The sequence below is a fragment of the Thalassospira sp. ABL2_045 genome, from assembly GCF_056161285.1.
Genome location: NZ_JBSWYV010000008.1, coordinates 46514 through 66763, shown reverse-complemented (window position 1 = coordinate 66763; position 20250 = coordinate 46514). Strand labels below are relative to the sequence as shown.

17 protein-coding genes and 1 tRNA gene are annotated in these 20250 nt (G+C 55.1%); 13 read left to right on the top strand and 5 right to left on the bottom strand.

Annotation, left to right across the window (positions count from 1 at the left end; translation table 11 throughout):
• Nucleotides 1-2 precede the first annotated feature (2 nt).
• The 5 genes from hutG (at nt 3) to ACXAIA_RS12685 (ending at nt 5782) form a co-directional block, all read left to right on the top strand.
• Entirely contained in the window at nt 3-806 is an 804-nt protein-coding gene (hutG, locus tag ACXAIA_RS12705) for an N-formylglutamate deformylase (RefSeq protein WP_475349645.1), read from the top strand.
• On the top strand, nt 803-2479 hold the full coding sequence (hutU, locus tag ACXAIA_RS12700) for a urocanate hydratase (RefSeq protein WP_475349644.1): 1677 nt from the start codon (nt 803-805) through the stop codon (nt 2477-2479). Before hutG ends, hutU begins: the two co-directional genes overlap by 4 nt.
• Before the next feature lie 77 nt (nt 2480-2556).
• Nucleotides 2557-3651, top strand: coding sequence for a TRAP transporter substrate-binding protein (locus ACXAIA_RS12695; RefSeq protein WP_475349643.1), 1095 nt, complete (start codon nt 2557-2559; stop codon nt 3649-3651).
• A gap of 62 nt (nt 3652-3713) precedes the next feature.
• Nucleotides 3714-4235, top strand: coding sequence for a TRAP transporter small permease subunit (locus ACXAIA_RS12690; protein WP_475344433.1), 522 nt, complete (start codon nt 3714-3716; stop codon nt 4233-4235).
• On the top strand, nt 4235-5782 hold the full coding sequence (locus tag ACXAIA_RS12685; protein WP_475349743.1) for a TRAP transporter large permease: 1548 nt from the start codon (nt 4235-4237) through the stop codon (nt 5780-5782). The genes ACXAIA_RS12690 and ACXAIA_RS12685 overlap by 1 nt, the downstream gene beginning before the upstream one ends.
• Nucleotides 5783-5871: 89 nt before the next feature.
• Here the strand turns inward: ACXAIA_RS12685 and ACXAIA_RS12680 are convergent, their stop codons facing one another.
• The gene (locus ACXAIA_RS12680) at nt 5872-7161 is read right to left on the bottom strand and encodes an NtaA/DmoA family FMN-dependent monooxygenase (RefSeq protein ID WP_475349642.1); all 1290 of its coding nucleotides are present in this window, start codon (nt 7159-7161) and stop codon (nt 5872-5874) included.
• A 131-nt stretch (nt 7162-7292) separates the two neighbouring features.
• On the opposite strand from ACXAIA_RS12680, the gene ACXAIA_RS12675 reads away from it, so the two are divergent.
• The 3 genes from ACXAIA_RS12675 to ACXAIA_RS12665 are packed head-to-tail and all read left to right on the top strand — an operon-like array spanning nt 7293 to nt 10158.
• Nucleotides 7293-8081, top strand: a complete 789-nt coding sequence (locus ACXAIA_RS12675; RefSeq protein WP_475349641.1) for an ABC transporter ATP-binding protein — start codon at nt 7293-7295, stop codon at nt 8079-8081.
• On the top strand, nt 8078-9103 hold the full coding sequence (locus ACXAIA_RS12670; RefSeq protein ID WP_475349640.1) for a FecCD family ABC transporter permease: 1026 nt from the start codon (nt 8078-8080) through the stop codon (nt 9101-9103). The genes ACXAIA_RS12675 and ACXAIA_RS12670 overlap by 4 nt, the downstream gene beginning before the upstream one ends.
• Nucleotides 9100-10158: a FecCD family ABC transporter permease gene (locus tag ACXAIA_RS12665; RefSeq protein WP_475349639.1), complete on the top strand. Its 1059-nt coding sequence runs from the start codon at nt 9100-9102 to the stop codon at nt 10156-10158. Before ACXAIA_RS12670 ends, ACXAIA_RS12665 begins: the two co-directional genes overlap by 4 nt.
• 28 nt (nt 10159-10186) lie before the next feature.
• On the opposite strand, the gene ACXAIA_RS12660 is transcribed toward ACXAIA_RS12665, so the two are convergent.
• Nucleotides 10187-11161, bottom strand: a complete 975-nt coding sequence (locus ACXAIA_RS12660) for an ABC transporter substrate-binding protein (protein ID WP_475349638.1) — start codon at nt 11159-11161, stop codon at nt 10187-10189.
• Between the two features lie 101 nt (nt 11162-11262).
• Complete coding sequence (locus ACXAIA_RS12655; RefSeq protein ID WP_475349637.1) at nt 11263-13332, bottom strand: TonB-dependent receptor; 2070 nt, start codon at nt 13330-13332, stop codon at nt 11263-11265.
• Between the two features lie 368 nt (nt 13333-13700).
• Here ACXAIA_RS12655 and ACXAIA_RS12650 point away from each other — a divergent pair, with 368 nt between their 5' ends.
• Complete coding sequence (locus ACXAIA_RS12650; RefSeq protein WP_475349636.1) at nt 13701-14498, top strand: IclR family transcriptional regulator; 798 nt, start codon at nt 13701-13703, stop codon at nt 14496-14498.
• Between the two features lie 83 nt (nt 14499-14581).
• Here the strand turns inward: ACXAIA_RS12650 and ACXAIA_RS12645 are convergent.
• A tRNA-Leu gene (locus ACXAIA_RS12645) sits at nt 14582-14667 on the bottom strand.
• A 216-nt stretch (nt 14668-14883) separates the two neighbouring features.
• Here ACXAIA_RS12645 and ACXAIA_RS12640 point away from each other — a divergent pair.
• The 4 genes from ACXAIA_RS12640 to ACXAIA_RS12625 all read left to right on the top strand — a co-directional run bounded on the left by ACXAIA_RS12640 (nt 14884) and on the right by ACXAIA_RS12625 (nt 19455).
• Nucleotides 14884-15471, top strand: a complete 588-nt coding sequence (locus tag ACXAIA_RS12640; protein ID WP_475349635.1) for a YqaA family protein — start codon at nt 14884-14886, stop codon at nt 15469-15471.
• Between the two features lie 43 nt (nt 15472-15514).
• A complete protein-coding gene (locus ACXAIA_RS12635; RefSeq protein ID WP_475349634.1) occupies nt 15515-16021 on the top strand; it encodes a disulfide bond formation protein B in 507 nt (168 codons plus the stop codon).
• Nucleotides 16022-16233: 212 nt separating this feature from the next.
• A complete protein-coding gene (locus ACXAIA_RS12630; protein WP_475349633.1) occupies nt 16234-17130 on the top strand; it encodes a helix-turn-helix domain-containing protein in 897 nt (298 codons plus the stop codon).
• Between the two features lie 147 nt (nt 17131-17277).
• On the top strand, nt 17278-19455 hold the full coding sequence (locus ACXAIA_RS12625; protein ID WP_475349632.1) for a TonB-dependent siderophore receptor: 2178 nt from the start codon (nt 17278-17280) through the stop codon (nt 19453-19455).
• 87 nt (nt 19456-19542) lie between these two features.
• On the opposite strand, the gene ACXAIA_RS12620 is transcribed toward ACXAIA_RS12625, so the two are convergent.
• Nucleotides 19543-20109: an HNH endonuclease gene (locus ACXAIA_RS12620; protein WP_475344422.1), complete on the bottom strand. Its 567-nt coding sequence runs from the start codon at nt 20107-20109 to the stop codon at nt 19543-19545.
• Nucleotides 20110-20250: the final 141 nt, after the last annotated feature.

The window sequence follows — 20250 nt, the reverse complement described above, 5'->3', positions numbered from 1 at the left end:
CCATGACCAACCCGGTTGAAATCAAACACGGCGAGAGTCCGATTGTCTTGGGGCTCCCCCATACCGGCACCTATGTCCCCGATGACATTGCCGCGAAGCTGAATGACCGTGGCCGTGAACTGGCCGATACCGACTGGCATATTCATACCCTGTATGACGGGGTGCTCGATGGTGCGACGACGGTGCGTGCGACGTTCCATCGTTATGTGATTGACGCCAACCGCGATCCCGAAGGGGTCAGCCTGTATCCCGGTCAGAACACCACGACGCTTGTGCCGCTGACCGATTTTGACGGCGAGAACATCTGGGACGTTGCCCCGACTGAAGACGACATTGCCTATCGCGCAGCGACCTTCCACACGCCCTATCATCAGGCACTGGCGGCCGAGCTTGAACGGGTGCGCGCCAAACACGGGGTCGCGATCCTTTATGATTGCCATTCGATCCGCTCAAACATTCCGTTCCTGTTTGACGGCACATTGCCGGACTTCAATGTCGGCACCAATCTGGGTACCACCTGCGACCCGATGATTGAGACGCTGACATCTGAAATCTGTTCGCAGGCGCAAGGATACAGTGCCGTTCTGAACGGGCGTTTCAAGGGGGGCTGGACCACGCGTCATTATGGCCGCCCGGAGATCAATCAGCACGCCATCCAGATGGAACTGGCGCAATCCACCTATCTGACGGCCGAGGAAGCCCCTTGGTCCTATGACGAAAGCCGTGCGGCAAAACTGCGCACGCATCTTACTGAAATCCTGAAGACACTGGCCGATTTGGCCCCAGCACTAAGAGGCAAGTCATGACCAACAATCCGCGTCACAATCAGCGTGATATCTATCCCGACACCGGGAGCGAAATTTCGGCGAAAAGCTGGCTGACCGAAGCGCCGATGCGCATGCTGATGAACAACCTGCATCCGGATGTGGCCGAAAACCCGCATGAGTTGGTTGTCTATGGCGGCATTGGCCGGGCGGCCCGCACCTGGAAGGACTTCGATCAGATCGTTGCCAGCCTCAAGGAACTTGAAGATGACCAGACGCTTCTGGTGCAGTCGGGCAAGCCGGTTGGCGTGTTCCGCACCCACAAGGATGCGCCGCGTGTTCTGATTGCTAACTCCAACCTTGTGCCACATTGGGCCAACTGGGACCATTTCAATGAGCTCGATAAAAAGGGTCTGGCGATGTATGGCCAGATGACCGCGGGGTCGTGGATTTATATCGGGTCGCAGGGCATCGTTCAGGGCACCTATGAAACCTTTGTCGAGGCTGGCCGCCAGCATTATGACGGCGACCTTAAGGGCAAATGGATCCTGACCGGTGGCCTTGGCGGCATGGGCGGTGCACAGCCGTTGGCGGCCGTCATGGCGGGGGCTTGCTGCCTTGCAGTCGAGTGCGATGAAACCCGTGCGGATTTCCGCCTGCGCACCCGCTATGTCGATGAGAAAACCCATTCACTGGACGAAGCGCTTGAAATGATCGAACGCTGGACCAAGGCGGGTGAAGCCAAGTCGGTTGCCCTGATCGGCAATGCGGCGGATGTCTTCCCGGAACTGGTCAAACGCGGCGTTCGCCCGGATATCGTCACCGACCAGACATCGGCACATGACCCGGTTCATGGTTACCTGCCGCAGGGCTGGACCGTTGCCGAATGGCGCGAAAAACAGGAATCCGATCCCAAGGCGGTTTCCAAGGCCGCGCGTGCATCGATGCGTGTTCAGGTCGAAGCGATGGTTGCCTTCCACGACAATGGTATTCCCACCGTCGATTACGGCAACAACATCCGTCAGATGGCCCTTGAAGAAGGGTTCGAGAACGCATTCGCCTTCCCGGGCTTCGTTCCGGCCTATATCCGCCCGCTATTCTGCAAGGGCATCGGTCCGTTCCGCTGGGCAGCCCTGTCGGGTGATCCGGAAGATATCTACAAGACCGACCAGAAGGTCAAGGAACTGATCCCTGATGATCCGCACCTGCATAACTGGCTGGACATGGCGCGCGAACGCATTTCCTTCCAGGGCCTGCCGGCCCGTATTTGCTGGGTCGGTCTGGGGCAGCGCCATCGCCTCGGCATGGCGTTCAACGAAATGGTCAAGAATGGTGAACTGAAAGCCCCGGTCGTGATCGGGCGTGATCATCTTGACAGCGGTTCGGTTGCAAGTCCGAACCGGGAGACCGAAGCTATGAAAGATGGCTCGGATGCGGTCAGTGACTGGCCGCTTTTGAATGCGCTGCTGAATACGGCGTCCGGGGCAACCTGGGTCTCGCTGCATCATGGCGGCGGTGTCGGAATGGGCTTCTCGCAGCATTCCGGCATGGTGATTTGTTGTGACGGCACAGAAGATGCCGCACGCAGGGTCGAACGCGTCCTTTGGAACGATCCGGCAACCGGTGTGATGCGTCATGCGGATGCGGGATATGACATCGCACTGGATTGCGCGCGGGAAAACGGGCTGAACCTGCCCGGTATTCTCGGCAAATAAGTCAAACTCACGCGTGGGGGCAATGACGATTGCCCTTACATCGCCCTATCAGGGTACACTCAAGGAGGCTTCTTAACATGAAAAGACGTGAATTTCTGACCGCTGGCGTTGCCGGCGCAGGCGCAGCGGCCGCTGCGACATTCGCAACCCCTGCCATCGCACAGGACAAGCGCCAGTGGAACATGGTTACCGCATGGCCGAAAAACCTGCCTGGGCCGGGTGTAGCTGCACAGAAACTGGCAGACCGTATTACGACCCTTTCGGGCGGTCGTCTTGAAGTCAAACTCCATGCCGCTGGCGAACTTGTTCCGGGCCGTGGTGTGTTTGATGCCGTTTCCGAAGGTACGGCCGAGATCTATCATGCGGTTCCGGCCTATTGGGGTTCGAAATCCAAAGGCATCCTTCTGTTCGGGTCGCAGCCGTTTGGCCTGCGTGCCGACGAACAGGTTGGCTGGCTGAACTACGGTGGCGGTCAGGAACTGTATGACGAGATCTATGGTCAGTTCGGCCTGAAGCCGTTCCTGTGCGGCAACTCCGGTCCGCAGTGGGCAGGTTGGTTCCGCAATGAAATCAATTCGGTCGATGACCTTAAGGGCCTTAAGTTCCGTACCACCGGTCTGGCATCGGAAATGTGCGCGAAACTCGGCATGGCGGTTCAGGCCATGGGCGGTCGCGACATGTTCCAGGCGCTGCAAAGCGGTGCGCTTGATGCCGGTGAGTTCATCGGTCCGTGGACCGATAGCGCACTTGGCTTCTATCAGGTTGCCAAGAACTATTACTGGCCGGGTGTTGGCGAGCCGTCCTCGGCCGAGGAATGTGCGGTGAATGCCAAGGCCTATGCAGACCTTCCGGAAGATCTGCAGGCAGTCGTCAAGTTCGCGGCAGACAGCCTTTATAACGAAGTCTGGACCGAGTACGAAACCAACCACGCCAAGGCATTGCAGAAACTGGTTGCCGAGCAGGACGTCAAAGTCCGCAAGCTCCCGGATGAAGTCGTTGCCGCGATGGGTGACGCTGCGACCGGGGTTTATGCAGATCTGCGTGAAAGCGACGATGCATTGACCCGTAAAGTCACCGAAAGCTTCCTTGCCTATCGTGACCTGATCGGCGGTTACATGACCTATGCCGATAACGGTCAGATGAATGCCCGCGCCAAAGTGCTCGGCTTCTGATAGAACTGAAAACCGGCGCAGGGATATCCTTGCGCCGGTTGTTTTTCTGCTTGGGGAAATTCATGGAACGCCTTGCTGATCGGCTTGATCTGGTCAATCAATGGACCGGCATGACAGTGCGCTGGTTTGCACTGATCATGGTTCTTTTGCAGTTTGCCGTGGTCTTGCTGCGCTATGTTTTCGGGTTCAGTTCAATCGCGCTTAATGAAAGCGTGCTTTATCTGCATTCCGCTTTGTTCATGTTGGGGGCGGGTTATACGCTGTTGGTTGATGGCCATGTCCGGGTGGACATTTTCTATGCCGCTGCCACCGACAAGACCAAGGCGCGGATCGATGCCTTTGGCTATCTCGTTCTGGCAATTCCATCAATGCTGGCCCTGCTTTATTGGACCTGGCCGTCGGTGATCAATTCGATCTCGATGATGGAAGGGGCGATTTCGGTTGGCGGCATTCCGGCCGTCTGGCTTTTGAAATCGCTGATCCCGGCCTTCTGCATTCTGTTGATTATTCAGTCTGTGGCCTGCCTGCTCAGGCAAGTGATTTTGCTGCGCGGGAATATTGAAGATCAAGGTGGTGCGAAGTGATGGAGTATCTTGATCTCTTGATGTTTGCCGCCCTGATGGGCTGCATCCTGCTGGGCTTTCCGGTGTCGTTTTCGATTGCCGGCACGGCGGTGATTTTCGGTTATCTCGGCTGGGTGACCGATACGATGAATATCGGTCTGATGGGGGCATTCGGGCAGCGCGTATTTGGCACGCTGACCAATGATGTTCTGATCGCCATTCCGCTGTTTGTCGTTATGGGTGTGATCCTGGAACGGTCGCGCATTGCCGAAGATCTGCTTCATACCATGGGGCGTCTGTTTGGCCAGTTGCGCGGTGGTTTGGGCATTTCGGTTGTTTTGGTCGGCGCGTTGCTTGCGGCCTCGACCGGGATTGTTGGGGCGACGGTGATTGCCATGGGCATGATTGCCCTGCCGACCATGTTGCGTACGGGCTACAACCCCAAAATGGCATCCGGCCTTGTCTGTACTGCAGGTACATTGGGGCAGATCATTCCGCCCTCAACACTTCTGATTATTCTCTCAGACGTGATGTCGTCGGCCTATCAGCAGGCGCAATATGAACAGGGAAAATTCACGATCGAAACCATTTCGGTCGGGCAGATTTTTGCCGGGGCCCTGATCCCGGGTCTGACGCTGGTGGCGATCTATATCATCTATATCCTGCTGCGCGGGGTGTTTCGCCCCGATGACATGCCACCGGTGCAAAGCGATGATGGCCGCCCCAGCCTGCGCGAAGTGGTTGGTGCGGTTCTGCCGCCCGTGCTTCTGATCATTGCCGTACTGGGTGCCATTCTGGGCGGGGTTGCCACCCCGACTGAGGCCGCATCAGTCGGGGCGATTGGTGCGATCCTGATGGCCGGTATCCGTCAGGGGGCGAACCGCAATCTGGTTTTGACCGGAACCGTCGCACTTTTGATCCTGGCTGTTATGGCCGGGGTTGCGCCGGTGCGTTTCCAGCGCAGTGATCTGACCGGTTCTGATTATGCCCTTGGTGTTGGCTACGTTATCTTGGCGATCATCGGGATCCTTGCGATCCTGGCCTGCCTGCGTCAGGCATGGAAAACCGACATTCTGAAATCTGCCCTGACCTCGACCATGACGGTGAGTTCAATGATCTTTGCCACCATCCTGACGGCCAGCATGTTCTCGCTGGTGTTTATCGGGCTGGGTGGTGAAGACCATGTGGCAGAGATTTTGGAATCAATGCCCGGCGGTCCGACGGGTGCGCTGATCTTCTGCATGGCGTTGATCTTTGTGCTCGGCTTCTTCCTTGATTTCGTGGAAATCACCGTGATCCTGCTGCCGCTGATTGCGCCGGGCCTGATCATGATGGGCCACGATCCGGTGTGGCTGGCGATCCTGATTGCGATCAACCTGCAGACATCATTCCTGACCCCGCCATTTGGTTTCTCGCTGTTTTACCTGCGCAGTGCCGCCCCGCCGGAAATCACCACTGGCCAGATTTATCAGGGCGTCATCCCGTTCATCGCGCTTCAGCTGTTTGGCATTTTCGTGATCTGGCTCTGGCCGTCACTCGCCAACTGGCTGCCCAGCGTGGTGTTCTGATCAAAGGCTCATCCAAAACAAAACGCCCCCGGAAATTCGGGGGCGTTTTGTTTTATGACACAATGCCAGTTGGGTGCCCCAAGCAGCCCTTATTCTGTCAGATGCCCAAGGAAGCTGTTGGCTGAGTATTCCTTGCGGAACAGGCCTTCTTCGGCGAGCTGTGGGATGAATTCCGTGAGCGCGCGTTGCATGCAGCCGACGGAGCCGCCCGGCACGGTGATAAAGCCGTCAATGGCGCCTGCTTCAAACCATTCTTTGACCGACTGCACCGCGTCCTCCACGGTGCCGACAACCTGCCAATGGGCAGAGGTCATGACTTCCGGGCGGGCCAGAAGCTGTTTGACCGTCATGCTTTCGCGCAACAAGGCGCGCCTTAGCAGATCGGAATGCGTGCGGCTGCGCACCTTGGCCGGGTTTTCCGGCAGATCATCGGCCGTGATCAGTTTGTCTTCCGGCCAGTCGGCCAGATCAAGGCCGATCATTTCACGGATGATCATGATCTTGCGCGCCATATCCGCCCCGGCATGGGTGGCTTCGTACAGGTCGCGGGCTTCGGCCCGGCTATCGGCGAGATACAGGTTCAAACCGGGCAGGACGCGGATATCGCTTTGCGCGCGGCCATGATTTTGGGCCAGCAACTGCAAGGATTTGCGCAGCTCGACGGCGGCATGCATGTCCGGCGTTGCGGCAAAGACCGCATCGGCAATCGAGGATGCAAAATTTTGTCCCACCGGCGATGCCCCGGCCTGCACAAGCGGAATGCGATCGCCCGGATAGGTGGGCACATTCAGCGGGCCTTTGACCTGAAAATGCTGCCCCTGATAGTCGATCGGTTGTACGCGATCTTTATCGCCATAAAGGCCGCTTTCGCGATCTTGCACCAGTGCATCAACCGGGAAACTGCCCCACAGCTGACGGACCGCATCGACGAACTCGGCAGCACGGTCATAACGTTCTTGCGAGCTTGGCATGTCCTGCAAACCGAAATTCTCATGCCCGCCCAGTGCCGTCACAACGTTCCAGCCGACCCTGCCCTTGCTGAGCCAGTTCAGCGATTGCAATTGGCGCGCAACGATATAGGGCTGACTAAAGGTGGTCGAGATCGTCGTCAAAAGACCGATATGCGATGTTTCATGGGCGATGGATGACAGCATGATCGTCGGATCAAGGGCCGAGAAACCGGCACCTTTGGCCAGGACATCGGTATCGATGTACAGCGTGTCGGGGAAGAAGACGAAATCGAGCTTGGCGGCCTCTGCCAGTTTGGCGACCTTGATGTAATAGTCGCGAGTATAAAGGTCTTCTATCCCGCTATCGTCGCGGCGCCATGCCTGCCCGTTCAACCAAGTCGGCGCCAAAGACATCCCGATCCGAAGCATTCGATTATCCTGCATTCCCGAAAAACCAATCATGTTCATTCAAGCACATTGTTAATAGTGCGACGCATTTCCACTTTGCTGTGAACCTTACCTTAGTTTAAGTTGCCTGCAACGAAAAAGGAGAGCCGTTCGTGATCCAGCTAGAGACAAAAAACGTCGTGGCAAGCTATGGGAAGAACATTGTTCTTAAAGGGATTTCTTCCAAATTTGCCAAAGGCCGTTTTACAGCACTGGTCGGGCCGAACGGTTGCGGCAAATCAACCCTGTTAAAAGCGATCATGGGTTTTTTACCGCTCGATAAAGGTGACATCACGCTTGGCGGTAATCCGGTCCATGCGATCAGCCGGCGTCATCTGGCACGCCAGATTTCCTATCTTCCGCAAGACAACCATTGCCCGGACCATATGACCCTTGGCGAACTGATCGAGCTTTCGGGTTATTCGCGCTATTCGTTTTTTGGCGGGCCGACGCAAAACGACCGTGAATTGTTCATCGATGCGCTTGAGACGGTTGGTCTTCTCGATATGGCAAATCGCCGGGTCAACACATTGTCGGGTGGGCAGAAACAGCGTGCGTTCATTGCCATGGTTCTGGCCCAGGATTCCGAAGTCATCCTGCTTGATGAGCCGGTCAATCATCTGGACATGAAATATCAATACACCGTTCTTGATATCGTTCAGAAATACGCATCGCTTAAGGGCAAAACGGTTATTGCCGTGCTGCATGATCTGAACATCACGGCGACCTTTGCCGATGATGTGGTGATGCTGCGCGATGGGCAGGTGGTTGCATCCGGCCCTGTGCGCGACACCATCACGCCGCAACATGTGCATGATGTTTTTGATCTCCCGACCAGCATCTTTGAACGTGATGGGCGGCTTGTCTGCCTGCCAGATCGCATGGCGGCAACCCCATCATGACGCCCAAAGACAAATCACGCCGATGGCCCATGATGATCCTCGTCATGCTTGTCTGCATGACCTTTGCCATGGACCTTGCCATCGGTTCTGCGCCGATTGCGCCGGGCGATATTCTTGCCGCACTGATCGCGTTCGATGGCGATGAGTTTGACCATTTTGTTGTGGTGTATCAACGTTTGCCCCATGCGCTGATCGCGGCATATGTAGGTGCTATCATGGCAATGGGCGGGACAGTTCTTCAGGGGATTACCCGTAACCCGCTCTCCTCGCCCGCATCGCTTGGCATCAATGCCGGGGCGACGATGTTTATCGTGATATCGGTCTTTGTGTTTGATCTGGGCATGTATGCCCAAGGCATTTTCGGGCTTGCCGGGGCGATCTTCGGGTTTGTCTGTTGTGTGCTTTTAACCCGATTGACCGGTGCCAAGGCGGTTGGCAGCGGGCTTAGCTTCATTATTTCCGGTGCGTTGATTTCGATGCTGTTTTTCGGGATATCAAACGCGCTTTTGCTGTCTGATCCGGCCAAGAGAAGCGATTACCTTGGCTGGATCAGTGGCAACATCAATCATGTCTATGCCGATCGATTGTATCTGATGGCGGTGATTGGCGGGGTTTCGACGCTGGTTCTGCTTTATATCTCGCGCGGGTTGACCCTGATTACGCTGGGCCCGGAAAAGGCCGCATCAATGGGCGTCAATGTGCCGCGTACATCCTGGATTGCGGTTGCTTGTGTTGTTCTTGGCTGTGGGTCGGCAACGGCCATTTGCGGGCCGGTCGGTTTCGCGGGCCTGATCGTACCCCATATCGTGCGGCCGATTTTTGGCGCCAATTTTTCGATCAACCTGCCGGCATCCGCCCTTTTGGGGGCGCTGGTGGTGTTGCTGGCCGATATTGTTGCGCGCACCGCCTTTAGCCCGTTTGTGCTGCATACCGGCATTATCATGGATCTGATCGGGGGCGCGATGTTCGTCTATATCGTGCGTCGCTATTACGTGCTCACCAAAGACAGGGGGGCGGCATGAAGCTTCACACCACACTGGGCGGACGCCGTGTCTTGCGTTTACCCACCGGTCAGGAAATACGCGCCGCCAATCTGGTATCTGTCGCGGGCTTGCTCACCCTCACATTGATCATTGCATTCCTGTCACTGCAGATCGGAACGACCGAGATTTCACTGGCATCGGTTTTTGATTTTCTCAGCGGGTCGGGGCGGCTTGAGGCGGATCAGGTTTTCGCCCTCGAAATTCGTATCCCGCGCATTATCCTTGGCTTTATGGCCGGGGCTTGTGTGGCCATGTCGGGTGCGCTTTTGCAGGCCCTGTCACGCAATCCATTGGCCGACCCGGGCCTGTTCGGGTTCGGGCAAGGGTCGATGGTGGTGATTATTCTGCTGCTGGTCTTTGTGCCGACAATCCCCAAATCGCTTGTCCCGATTGCCGCCCTTGCCGGCGGGATGCTTGTGGCCGGACTTTTGATCTGGCTATCGGGGGGCGGCCGGGCCAGTGGCCTTGCCATCCTTCTGATGGGGATTGCGATCGAAACCGTTTTGTCCTCGGTAACGGCAATCCTGATCCTTTATACGCCCGGCGAAATGTCGCTTGCGCTGGCCGACTGGCTGGCCGGATCGCTGTTTGATGCAAGCTGGCCGGTTATTCTTGCCTTTCTGCCCTGGTGCCTGTGTGGCTTGCTCGCCGCCATATTTCTCGGCAGGAGCGTTTCTGTCTATGAGTTGGGCGAGCATATGGCAATGGCCCTTGGCGAAACCGTCCAACGATCCCGCCCGATAATTCTGATATGTGCGGTTTTGTTGAATTCGGCTGCCGTGACCGTGGTTGGCCCGCTCGCATTTCTGGGTATGATCGCGCCCAATCTTTCGGGCTTTATCACCCAGGGCAATGATCGCTTCCGGCTGATCATTGCCGCGATGACGGGTGGGATTCTGGTGATGGCGGCAGATGGGTTGAGCCGGATGCTGTCAACCGAGATCGCCCTTCCGATCGGGCTTAGCCTGACACTGGTGGGCGTGCCGTTATTTATTGCCGCAATCCGGCTGCGCCATCTTCGCAACCGGGCTTAGGTCCGGCTCCGCCCCAACAAACCAAACCTTATTGCGCTGTGCACCACGCGGCATAGGCATCAAGGGTGTGGATCGCACTGGCAATTGATGGCGTTGCCACCATGGCGGAATCCAGAAACAGCAAACGGCCTTCGCGGGCGGGTTTCAAAAAACGATCCCAGCCGGGAATGATTTTATCAAGCTTGGCCCGAATGGCAGCTTCGCTACGCTCGCCATTGACATAACTGTTCATCACAATCAGCAAGTCCGGATCAAGGCGCCCGAACACTTCCGGACTGAGCGGCACGGAAAACGTCGCCCCCATGCCCTTGGTCACCCCGGTTGCCCCATCCAGATCCGCACGTTGGTAGCCGATATCCTCAATCGCCTGAATGGCACCGGACATATTGCCAACCAGGTTGAGCTGATCATGGATAATGACGGCGAGATATGTCGGGTCATCCCCACTCGGTGCAAACTCCGTCCGAACGGCCTCCAACCTTTGCTGATAAGTGCCAAGACGGTTCTGGTATTCACCCTGCAACCCCAGCAGTTCGGCCAAATCCTTTTCGACGCTAAAGCCATACGCTTCGCCGGCACTGACATGCTGCAGATAGACCGGCGCGACCTTGGAGAGTTGCGGCACCTGATCAACACTGTATTCCGTGCCAAGGATCAGATCCGGATCAAGTGCACGGAGCTTTTCGAGATCAATCTCGCCAAACGGCCCGATGCCGAGCGGCCTGGTTTCATGATCGCCCAGCACCGTTTCGATAAAATCGATTTTCGTCAGGCTATTGCCCGCATCATCGCGGCCATAAATACCGACAACCTGTGCCCCGACATCCATTGCCGGAATGCCCAGCAACGGTTCATGTAAAATCACAATCCGCTCGGCCGTTTCGGGAATGGCCACATCGCGGCCCGTATCATCGGTCACCATGTGACTGCGACTGAGACTGTCTGCGGCAAACGCCGGATTGATCACAAGCGCGGCAAAAAAGGCCAGAAGGAGATAACGCATGACACCCGTTTCCTTTGATAAGCACTTTACGTAAAGACAGAAAAGGCAAAACACCCTGCCCGCGCAAGCGGACAAGGTGTCATTTTCAAACATCTGTCAGATCAGAATGTGACCTTCATACCTGCGCCGAACATCCGCGGCTCTGTCATATACGCGCCGTAGCGGGCATGGAACTGGCTCGGTGTCCGTTCATCAAGAATGTTGTTCACATAGCCATACAGCGCAACATTATCCATGACATCATAGGTCAGGCGGGTGTTGATCAGACCAAAGCCCTTCACCCATAGTGACGATGTGTTGGCCGTATCCGAGTAATAGCCGTCGGTGTAACGCGCATCAACCGACCACAGCAGTTCCGGCATGATGTTGTAGTCAACGCCGGCACTGAAGTTATAGGCAGGCGCACGGTTGAAGTCGTTGCCTTCATAGGCCGAACGTTGGGAGAATTCTTCGACTTCGGTCTGCAACAGACCAAAGCCGGCCCGCATCCGCAGATTGTCGAGAACCTGATAGTCGGTGCTGACTTCAAGACCATAGGAATGGGCCTGTTCAGCATTCAGGACATAAACGTTTGTCGTCCCGCCGACTGTTTCCTGGAAATAACGCTGTGCATCGGAAATATCCATATAGAACAGGTTTGCATTCACATGCAGCTTGTCATCAAGCAGGCTGGCACGGGTGAACAGCTCGTAATCCCACAGGGTTTCTTCGTCAAACTTCAGATAGTCCTGACTTCCGGTGAAATCGAGACTGACACCACCCGGGTTATAGCCACGCTTGATCATGCCCCCAACCGTCACATTCGGGGTTACCTCATAGGCCAGTGACGCCTTTGGCAACAGCTGATTGAAGGTTTCATCATAATCAAGGTCCGAGCTTGCATAGTTCGAATACCCTTCACGTTCGATATGATCGCTTTCGAGGCGCAGCCCGCCGGTCAGCATCCAGCGATCGGCAAAGCGATAGTTGGCTTCGCCAAACAGTCCGATGTTGGTTTTGTTATCGTCATAGTAGGTATCACCGCTCAGGTTCAGTGTTTCTTCCGACGCGGTGTGAGACACATAATACCCCGCCAGCCCACTGACGGTGTCGGCAGCATGCCCGAAGGTCATGCGGGTTTCGGTGGAAACGTTATCCTGATCAAGCGTTGCTTCGCCGCGGTTGGCCGGAAACGTGTTTCGCTTGGTATCAAGGTTTGAATACTGGGTCTGGTTGAACAGGCTGACATCATTTGAAACATCGTAAGACACATCAAGAATATGGGTCGCTGTGCGCTGCTCGAAGTTCGGCATCGAAGTCGTGGTGTTGTCCAAGGCGTCATACGGGCGCACGGCAGCTTCAAGGCTTGGACGCGTGCTTTCGCTGAACGAGAAAGTGTATTTCGCTTCAAGGTCGGGCAACTGACTTGGCTGCCAGAGAAGCTTCATGCGGCCGGTCTGTGACTTGAAATCCAGATCAATATCACCGTTGTTAAACGACGAGTTGGTATAATCGATAAAGGTATCGCGACCGGCATGATCAAGGGCAATCCTGACAGCAAGGTCATTGCTGATCGGCCCGGAATACATCGCCGAGGCCCGGCGGGTGTTGTAATTGCCAATCTCTGCCTGGAACGCGCCCTCATGATAGAAAGTCGGATCCTTGGTCTTCATGACAATGGCACCCGCAATGCTGTTTGCGCCCTGGGATGAGGTCTGCGGTCCGCGGAAAACCTCGACCGTATCAAGGTCCCAGATGGACGCTGTGCCGAACACATATTCGTAATAGCCCTGATAATGGCCATCCAGATTGATGGTCGCACGCGGCACCGTGCCGCCGAAGAACGCAACGGCCCCGGTATTGGCCCCTTGGGTTGCCTGACCACGAATGACCGGAGCCCCGTCAACCGCACCGGTATAAAGCACGTTGGGAATATCAGCGATCAGGTCGGACACTTCGCTGTCATCTGGGTTCTTGGCAACGTCTTCTGCCGTGAACTGGGTGACCGAGGTTGCCGTGTCTTTGATGCTGCGATCAAATTTTTCACCAGTAATGATGATTGCTGGCAATTCCTGTTCACTCTGAACCGAGTCCTGAGTGGTTGATGCTTCCTGGGCTGTGGCCTGCGCCGCAATCATTGAGGTCAGCACAAGCAAACTTGCGCCGCGAAGCAATCTGGAAAATGAAGTCATCGGGGTGTTGTCCTTAGCGTTTTGGTGGCACCGCAGAGCGCAACGTCGAGCGGCCATTTTTCATCGCGCTCTTGGAGCCATGTCGCAAACTGCGTATGAGAATAAGTCTCAATATTGATTTGGTCCCACAATATGGAACGCATCCCGATTGTCAATCACCGATGACACATTTTTGCTGTTTTTGCTAAAATGGCATTGCGATCAGATACTTATTCGCGCACAAGGTGAGGATTAATGCCCTGACAAAGCAGATTGTCCCCCCGGCGCAATCAGCGCCGACTGGCCCTGATGCCGGTTTGGTGCAACAATCTGTGCTCGGGAAGACTGCTCACGCCTTTGAACAAAACGATAAAAGACAAACACCCAAGATGGATGATGATCGCAACAGTTCGGCAAAACGACCCGGTACAATTCAGTCGGTTTCGATCGCGGTGCGCTTTCTCAAGGTTCTTGCCGAGGCCAGCCGGCCGTTGGTGATGGGCGAAATCGCCCGCCGCGCAGACACAACCAGTTCAACCGCGCATCGCTATTTGCAGAGTCTCGTCGTTGAAGGCATGGCAACTCAGGACCCGGTCAGCGGCTTTTACAGCCTGGGTCCCCTGTCGCTTAATATCGGCATGGCAGCCCTCAGATTGGTCGACCCGCTTGAAGTCGCCGCCAAACACATGAAAGACCTTGCCGATACATCTGCGGCAAGTGCCGGGGTCGCCATCATGACCGATCGCGGCCCGGTTCTGGTTCACTGGTACCGGGGCGCCACATTTTCGATCAGCTCAGTCGGTATCGGCGATATCTTGCCACTTGATAACACGGCGTGTGGCTATGTCTTTCAGGCCTTCATGCCCGAAGGCCGCATTGAAGCCATTCGTCAGAACCAGCCCGACAGCTTTCGCGGAACACGCCCAGAGGATGCCGTTCTTGAAAAGGTGCGCGCTGAATGCTGGTCGAGCTTATCAAACCACCTTTTGCCCGACATTGTCGGCCAGGCCGTTCCGGTTTTTGACGCACAAGGTGAACTGGCCTGTGTCATGACCACGATCAATGACCTCAACCAGTCCAGCAAGGGTCTTGAAGCCAAAAGACTGATGGAAAAAGCAGAAATTGTCGCCCGGGAAACCGGCCGCGACAGCCTTCTCCGCGCCCCATCCGGCAGGAAGCAGCTTTAACCAAGCTGCTTCATTGCGATGCATTTAAAGCACCCACAAAAAAAACGAAACCCGACCGGAAACCGGACGGGTTTTCAAAGCGATGGTGCCCCCGGGGAGAATCGAACTCCCACTCACTAGGTGAAACAGATTTTGAGTCTGCCGCGTCTACCAATTCCGCCACAGGGGCAGGCAATACGGGTGCGTGTGCGCACCATCCATCGACGGGCGGGATAATAGCTGTAAATTTCGTCGGGTCAATGGGGCTTTGTGCAAAAATGCATCGCACGAAAGCCCGACAAACTGCGTCATTGCGATTGCTGGCAAAATGGGGTTTGATCTGGCCTGTTTTCAAGGCCAAGCGCCGCACACCAACCGCAAACTTTATCGATAAGGCGTCCTTGCCGTGATCCGCAGCCTCTATGACTGGACCATGACCCTTGCCGGCCACCGCCATGCTGGCTGGGCCTTGTTTTTCATCGCAGCCATCGAAAGCTCTGTCTTTCCGGTCCCGCCTGATATTCTGCTGATCCCGATGATTATTGCCGCCCCGACAAAGGCCTGGCGCTATGCGTTGATCTGCCTTGTCGGGTCGGTGCTGGGCGGTTTGGTCGGGTATGGTATCGGCTTCTTCCTGTTTGAAACGGTTGGCCGCCCGGTGCTGGAGCTTTATGGCTATGTCGGAAAGTTTGATCAGTTCCGCGATTATTATAATGAATGGGGTGCCTGGGCCGTCTTTATCGCTGGCGTGACGCCATTCCCTTATAAGGTGATCACCATTCTTTCGGGTGTGACCGCCCTTGATCCGATTGTCTTTACGGTCGCATCGATCCTAGCGCGCGGATTGCGGTTCTTTGTCATTGCTGCGCTCATCTGGAAATTCGGCCCGGTCATCCGCGACTTTATCGAAAAGCGACTGGGCCTCGTTTTCACCATATTTATCGTGGTTCTTGTCGGTGGGTTTGCCGCGCTTAAACTGATCCCGCATGGTTGACCCGATGCCTGATTCTTACGGAAGACGACAAACGGATTTGTTGATGTTCAAACTGCTGCGCCCCCGCTTCATCCCGGCCTTTCCGCCCCTTGCCCTGCTGCTGATTTCTGCAGGCAGTATCGGCTTTGCGTTTTATGCGCAATATGTCCAGAAGCTGCTGCCCTGTGTGCTCTGCCTGTATCAGCGTGTGCCGTTTTATGTCGTGGCCGGTCTTTCGGTGGTTGCGCTCCTGCTCATTCGGTTTCCGGCAGCGGCACGGGCCGTGGTTTACCTGTGTGCCGCGACGTTTGCAGTCGGCACGGTTATCGCGTTTTATCATGTCGGGGTTCAGGAACTGTGGTGGGAAGGGCCTGCCATGTGTGGTGGGGTGCAAAGCGGAGCCGGATCGATTGCCGATCTTAAGGCGCAGTTGATGGCCCAGCCGATCATTCGCTGTGACAAGATCGACTGGACCCTGTTTGGCGTTACCATGCCGACCGTGAATGTGTGTTTCTCTGCGGCACTGACTATTTTCTGCCTGATCGCGCCGTCGCGCTGGATGAAAAAGTAACAGCAAGCGACTTTGGTCCTGCTTACAAAACCCGTCTGACACGCCAGGCGGGTTTTGCTTTTGCGCGCCTCTCGCCGCGCGCGAACAACTGCTCAGAAATCCGACAATTCTTCGCATAGTAATGAGAATTATTATTGTTTGCATAAAAATCCCGGTTATATTGAGAGCCATTCGCACCACCAGACACCACCTGCATGAAGGACTCCGTTGTCATGACTTCCATGGCATTCCATCCACAAATGATCAGCAAGATCGAAGGGATTTCTCTTCTAGATGACTTGCGCTTTCGTCGCTGGAACGCAGCGATCACAGATTTGTGGCATGTCGAGTGCGCACAGGAAGCCGGGGGAACCTATATATCACGTGCACCTCTTCTGGTCGCGTTGCTTGATTGCGTTGGCGAAACACGGGTGAATGTCCGCACAGCAAGCGACATTGCGAAGACAGAGGACCGCAAGAATGGCTGCCTGTATTATGTGCCTGCCGGAATGGAAATATCATCCGAGATTTTCGGGAAGTGCCGTTTGCGTCATCTGGATGTTCATCTGGATGTCAACGCACTGGAAAGCAGCTTGGGGCATGAAATTAACCGTGATATTCTTGAGACGCCACGAATGGGTTTCTGCGATCAGCGCATTAACACATTGGCGCGGATGTTGGCGACTGATCTCGAAAATGGCGAGACAAGTCCCCAAATCTATGGCGAGAGTTTGGTAACAGCACTGACCGCCGCGCTGCTGAGCCCCACGCAATCCGACGAACCACAACGCAAACGCGGCAAACTTGCCCCCTACCATTTACGCAAGTCTGTCGACTATATCGAACAAAATTGCGGGCGCACCATTCGCCTCGATGAACTGGCACAACTGACCGGGCTGTCGCAATCCTATTTCTGTTCAGCCTTTCGTGAAAGTACCGGTATGCCACCGCAACAGTGGCAGATGAAAGCCCGGGTCGAACGAGCCAAGACCCTGCTTAAAGATGCCGACACGCCGCTTGCCTCGGTGGCCCTTCGGGTTGGCTTTGCCGATCAGGCACATCTGACGCGGGTCTTCCGCAAGATCGTTGGCACAACACCTGGCGCCTGGCGCAAAGAGCATTTTGCCTAACTTAAGCCAAATTCCGTTCAATACGGCGAAATCCGGTTCAATATCCCATCCCCTACTGCGTGATATCGAGTGTCCATCATCATAGATGGCCCGCCGGTTCCCGCCCGACAGGTCGTCGTCAAAGACAACCGATACAGGGAATCCCAAATGCGTTTTACAGGACAGAAACTGTCTTCGGCCCTATTACTGGGCACCGCAGTCGCACTTATCATTGCCTTGCCAAGTTACGCACTGGCGCAATCAGATACGAATACGAAAGCAACCGACAGCGAGACCACCGAAGGAACGGAAACGGCACCACTTGTGATCGAGGCAGACGCGGAGTTTGAAACCGCAACCTCACCGGTTGAGGGCTTCGTTGCAACCCAAAGTGCCACTGCGACCAAGACCGATACGCCAATTACCGAAACGCCACGATCAATGTCAGTTGTCGGCACCGATGAAATCAACACCCGGCAGGCCAGCACGGTGATGGAAGCGCTGAAATACTCAGCAGGGATTCAGCCTGACCAGTTCGGTTATGATACGCGTTATGACTGGTTCAAGGTACGTGGCTTCACACAGCAGGATATCGGTCTTTATCGAGATGGTCTCCAACTTCGCTCGTCAGGCTATGCATCCTTCCGTCAGGAGGCCTATGGTGCAGAGCGCATTGAACTGCTGCGCGGGCCGACCTCTGTGATGTACGGGCAAAATGCCCCTGGGGGACTTGTTAACGTCGTCACCAAACGTCCGCACGAAAACATGGTCAACGAAGTTGCGCTTGAAGCGGGTAGTTTCGATCATAAACAGGGTGCGTTTGATGTCGGCAGCAAGCTGATCGAGGATGGCAGTGTCCTGTATCGCCTAACCGGTCTTGTGCAAGATTCCGGAACCCAAACCAATATGGTCGATGATGACAGGATCTATATCGCACCGTCGTTAAAATGGGAAAATGACGATACATCCCTGACCATCCTTACCCATTACCAACACGACAAAACCGGCTCCGCCAATAACTGGCTACCGACCGTCGGGACAATCTACAGCGCACCCAACGGCGCAATTCCAGTTGATGTCTTCACCGGCGAACCGGGCTTTGAAGGATATGAACGTGTTCAGACATCCTTTGGCTATGAATTCAGCCATGATTTCAGCAATGATGTCACCTTCCGCCAGAATGCGCGTTATGCCTTTGTCGATGTCGATTATAAAACTGTTTACGGTAACGGTTGGTCGGATGTGAATGCAGGCACCCTGAAACGCAACGTCTTGCGGACGGATCAGAACGCGCACACAATCACCATTGATAATCAGCTTGAAACACGGTTTGAGACAGCCAATATCCACCATACACTGCTGACCGGGATGGATTATCAACATAACATTTATGACCGTTACGCCGCATATGGAAGCGCATCGGCATTAAATGTCTATAATCCGGTCTATGGCGGGACGATTAGTGCGCTATCGACTTGGTATGACGACGACATCACGCTTCGTCAGCTTGGGATCTATGCGCAAGACCAGATCGACTTTGACGAACACTGGACACTGACCCTTGGCGGTCGTCAGGACTGGTCGGATGAGGAAAAGCGGAACAACGCCAGCAATGGTGCAAAAAGTAGCACCAATGATCACGCTTTTTCCGGTCAAACCGGCCTTGTTTACAAAACCAACTTTGGTCTGGTTCCCTATTTCAGCTATTCGGAATCCTTCAATCCGGTTGCAAGCGAGGGTTCGCAGAACTTTGATCCAGAAACGGGTCAGCAGTTTGAAGTCGGAGCCAAGTACGAACCGCAAAGCTTCAATGGCCTGCTGACTGCTGCGCTATATGACCTGCGGCGCCAGAACGTCACCACAACCGATCCAAACAATAGCGCGCGCAAGGTTCAAACCGGTGAAGTTCGTTCACGTGGCCTCGAACTCGAAGGCACGATTGAGCCAATTGCAGGACTGGTTGCCAAAGCGGCCTATAGCTACAATGATGCCGAAGTCACCAAAAACAATGATGGAAATCAGGGCAAATCTCCCACCGGTGTGCCAGAACATACCGCATCTCTTTGGGCCGACTACACGTTGCAAAACGGGGCAATGAAGGGTTTTGGCTTTAATGGCGGGGTCCGATATCTTGGCAATCAGTATGGTGATGCATCAAACAGCTTCCAAATTCCGGCTACAACCTTGTTTGATGCCGGTATCCACTACGAAATTGATGGATATCTCCTGGCATTAAATGCAACCAACTTGGCTGACGAACGCTGGGTTGCGACCTGCTCAGGTTCAAATGCCTGTTATTACGGACAGGGCCGCACTATTCTGGCAACGGTCAAATATCGCTGGTAGGAGCAAGGCGGCTATACTGATCACGGAAAAAAGCACTGCAGTGAAAGGCAGTGCTTTTTTCTTTGCCGCAATAACGATAGCCAATGATCAGAAATCGTATTCCAGTTCGGTATCCCAGTATAAAAAATCCCGCCAACTTTCATGAAGATAGTTTGGCGGGAAACGGCGTCCTGTTGATTGCAGTTCGTGCATTGTGGGCTGTCCCGGCGTCCTGCGCAGTCGCAGGCCCGCTTCGCGCACCGATCGACTGCCCTTATAGAGGTTGCAGTCAGAACAGGCCGTGACGATGTTTTCCCAGTTGGTGCGCCCACCGCGTGCACGCGGAATGACATGGTCAAAGGTCAGCTCGTTGGTTGGCAGGCGATCGCCGCAATACTGACAGGAAAACTCATCACGCAGAAAGACGTTGAACCGGGTGAAGGCCGGGCTGCTTTTGAGCGGGACATATTCCTTGAGCGAGATGACGCTGGGCAGGCGCATTTTAAAGGAGGGAGAGCGTACTTCGCGGTCGTATTCGGACAGAACATCGACGCGTTCAAGAAAGACCGCCTTGAGCGTATCCTGCCAGGACCAAAGAGACAGAGGAAAGTAGCTCAACGGCCGAAAGTCGGCGTTAAGAACAAGTGCCGGACACGCATTGGGCGATAAATGCATATCATCCGCTCCACCGTGTTTACCGAGTCGCTTGCTTTGTTTAGCAGGTCCGGGAATCGCTGTTGATGAACATATCATGACGTTTCACCAAACCGGGCGACACGGCGACGTAAACCACTGATAGAGCAAAGTATAGAACAA

Excerpts from the sequence above, each read along its gene's own strand:
- hutG (WP_475349645.1), top strand. The coding sequence starts at position 3 with ATGACCAACCCGGTTGAAATCAAACACGGCGAGAGTCCGATTGTCTTG.
- hutU (WP_475349644.1), top strand. The coding sequence starts at position 803 with ATGACCAACAATCCGCGTCACAATCAGCGTGATATCTATCCCGACACC.
- ACXAIA_RS12695 (WP_475349643.1), top strand. The coding sequence starts at position 2,557 with ATGAAAAGACGTGAATTTCTGACCGCTGGCGTTGCCGGCGCAGGCGCA.
- ACXAIA_RS12690 (WP_475344433.1), top strand. The coding sequence starts at position 3,714 with ATGGAACGCCTTGCTGATCGGCTTGATCTGGTCAATCAATGGACCGGC.
- ACXAIA_RS12685 (WP_475349743.1), top strand. The coding sequence starts at position 4,235 with ATGGAGTATCTTGATCTCTTGATGTTTGCCGCCCTGATGGGCTGCATC.
- ACXAIA_RS12680 (WP_475349642.1), bottom strand. The coding sequence starts at position 7,161 with ATGCTTCGGATCGGGATGTCTTTGGCGCCGACTTGGTTGAACGGGCAG.
- ACXAIA_RS12670 (WP_475349640.1), top strand. The coding sequence starts at position 8,078 with ATGACGCCCAAAGACAAATCACGCCGATGGCCCATGATGATCCTCGTC.
- ACXAIA_RS12665 (WP_475349639.1), top strand. The coding sequence starts at position 9,100 with ATGAAGCTTCACACCACACTGGGCGGACGCCGTGTCTTGCGTTTACCC.
- ACXAIA_RS12660 (WP_475349638.1), bottom strand. The coding sequence starts at position 11,161 with ATGCGTTATCTCCTTCTGGCCTTTTTTGCCGCGCTTGTGATCAATCCG.
- ACXAIA_RS12655 (WP_475349637.1), bottom strand. The coding sequence starts at position 13,332 with ATGACTTCATTTTCCAGATTGCTTCGCGGCGCAAGTTTGCTTGTGCTG.
- ACXAIA_RS12650 (WP_475349636.1), top strand. The coding sequence starts at position 13,701 with ATGGATGATGATCGCAACAGTTCGGCAAAACGACCCGGTACAATTCAG.
- ACXAIA_RS12635 (WP_475349634.1), top strand. The coding sequence starts at position 15,515 with ATGTTCAAACTGCTGCGCCCCCGCTTCATCCCGGCCTTTCCGCCCCTT.
- ACXAIA_RS12630 (WP_475349633.1), top strand. The coding sequence starts at position 16,234 with ATGACTTCCATGGCATTCCATCCACAAATGATCAGCAAGATCGAAGGG.
- ACXAIA_RS12625 (WP_475349632.1), top strand. The coding sequence starts at position 17,278 with ATGCGTTTTACAGGACAGAAACTGTCTTCGGCCCTATTACTGGGCACC.
- ACXAIA_RS12620 (WP_475344422.1), bottom strand. The coding sequence starts at position 20,109 with ATGCATTTATCGCCCAATGCGTGTCCGGCACTTGTTCTTAACGCCGAC.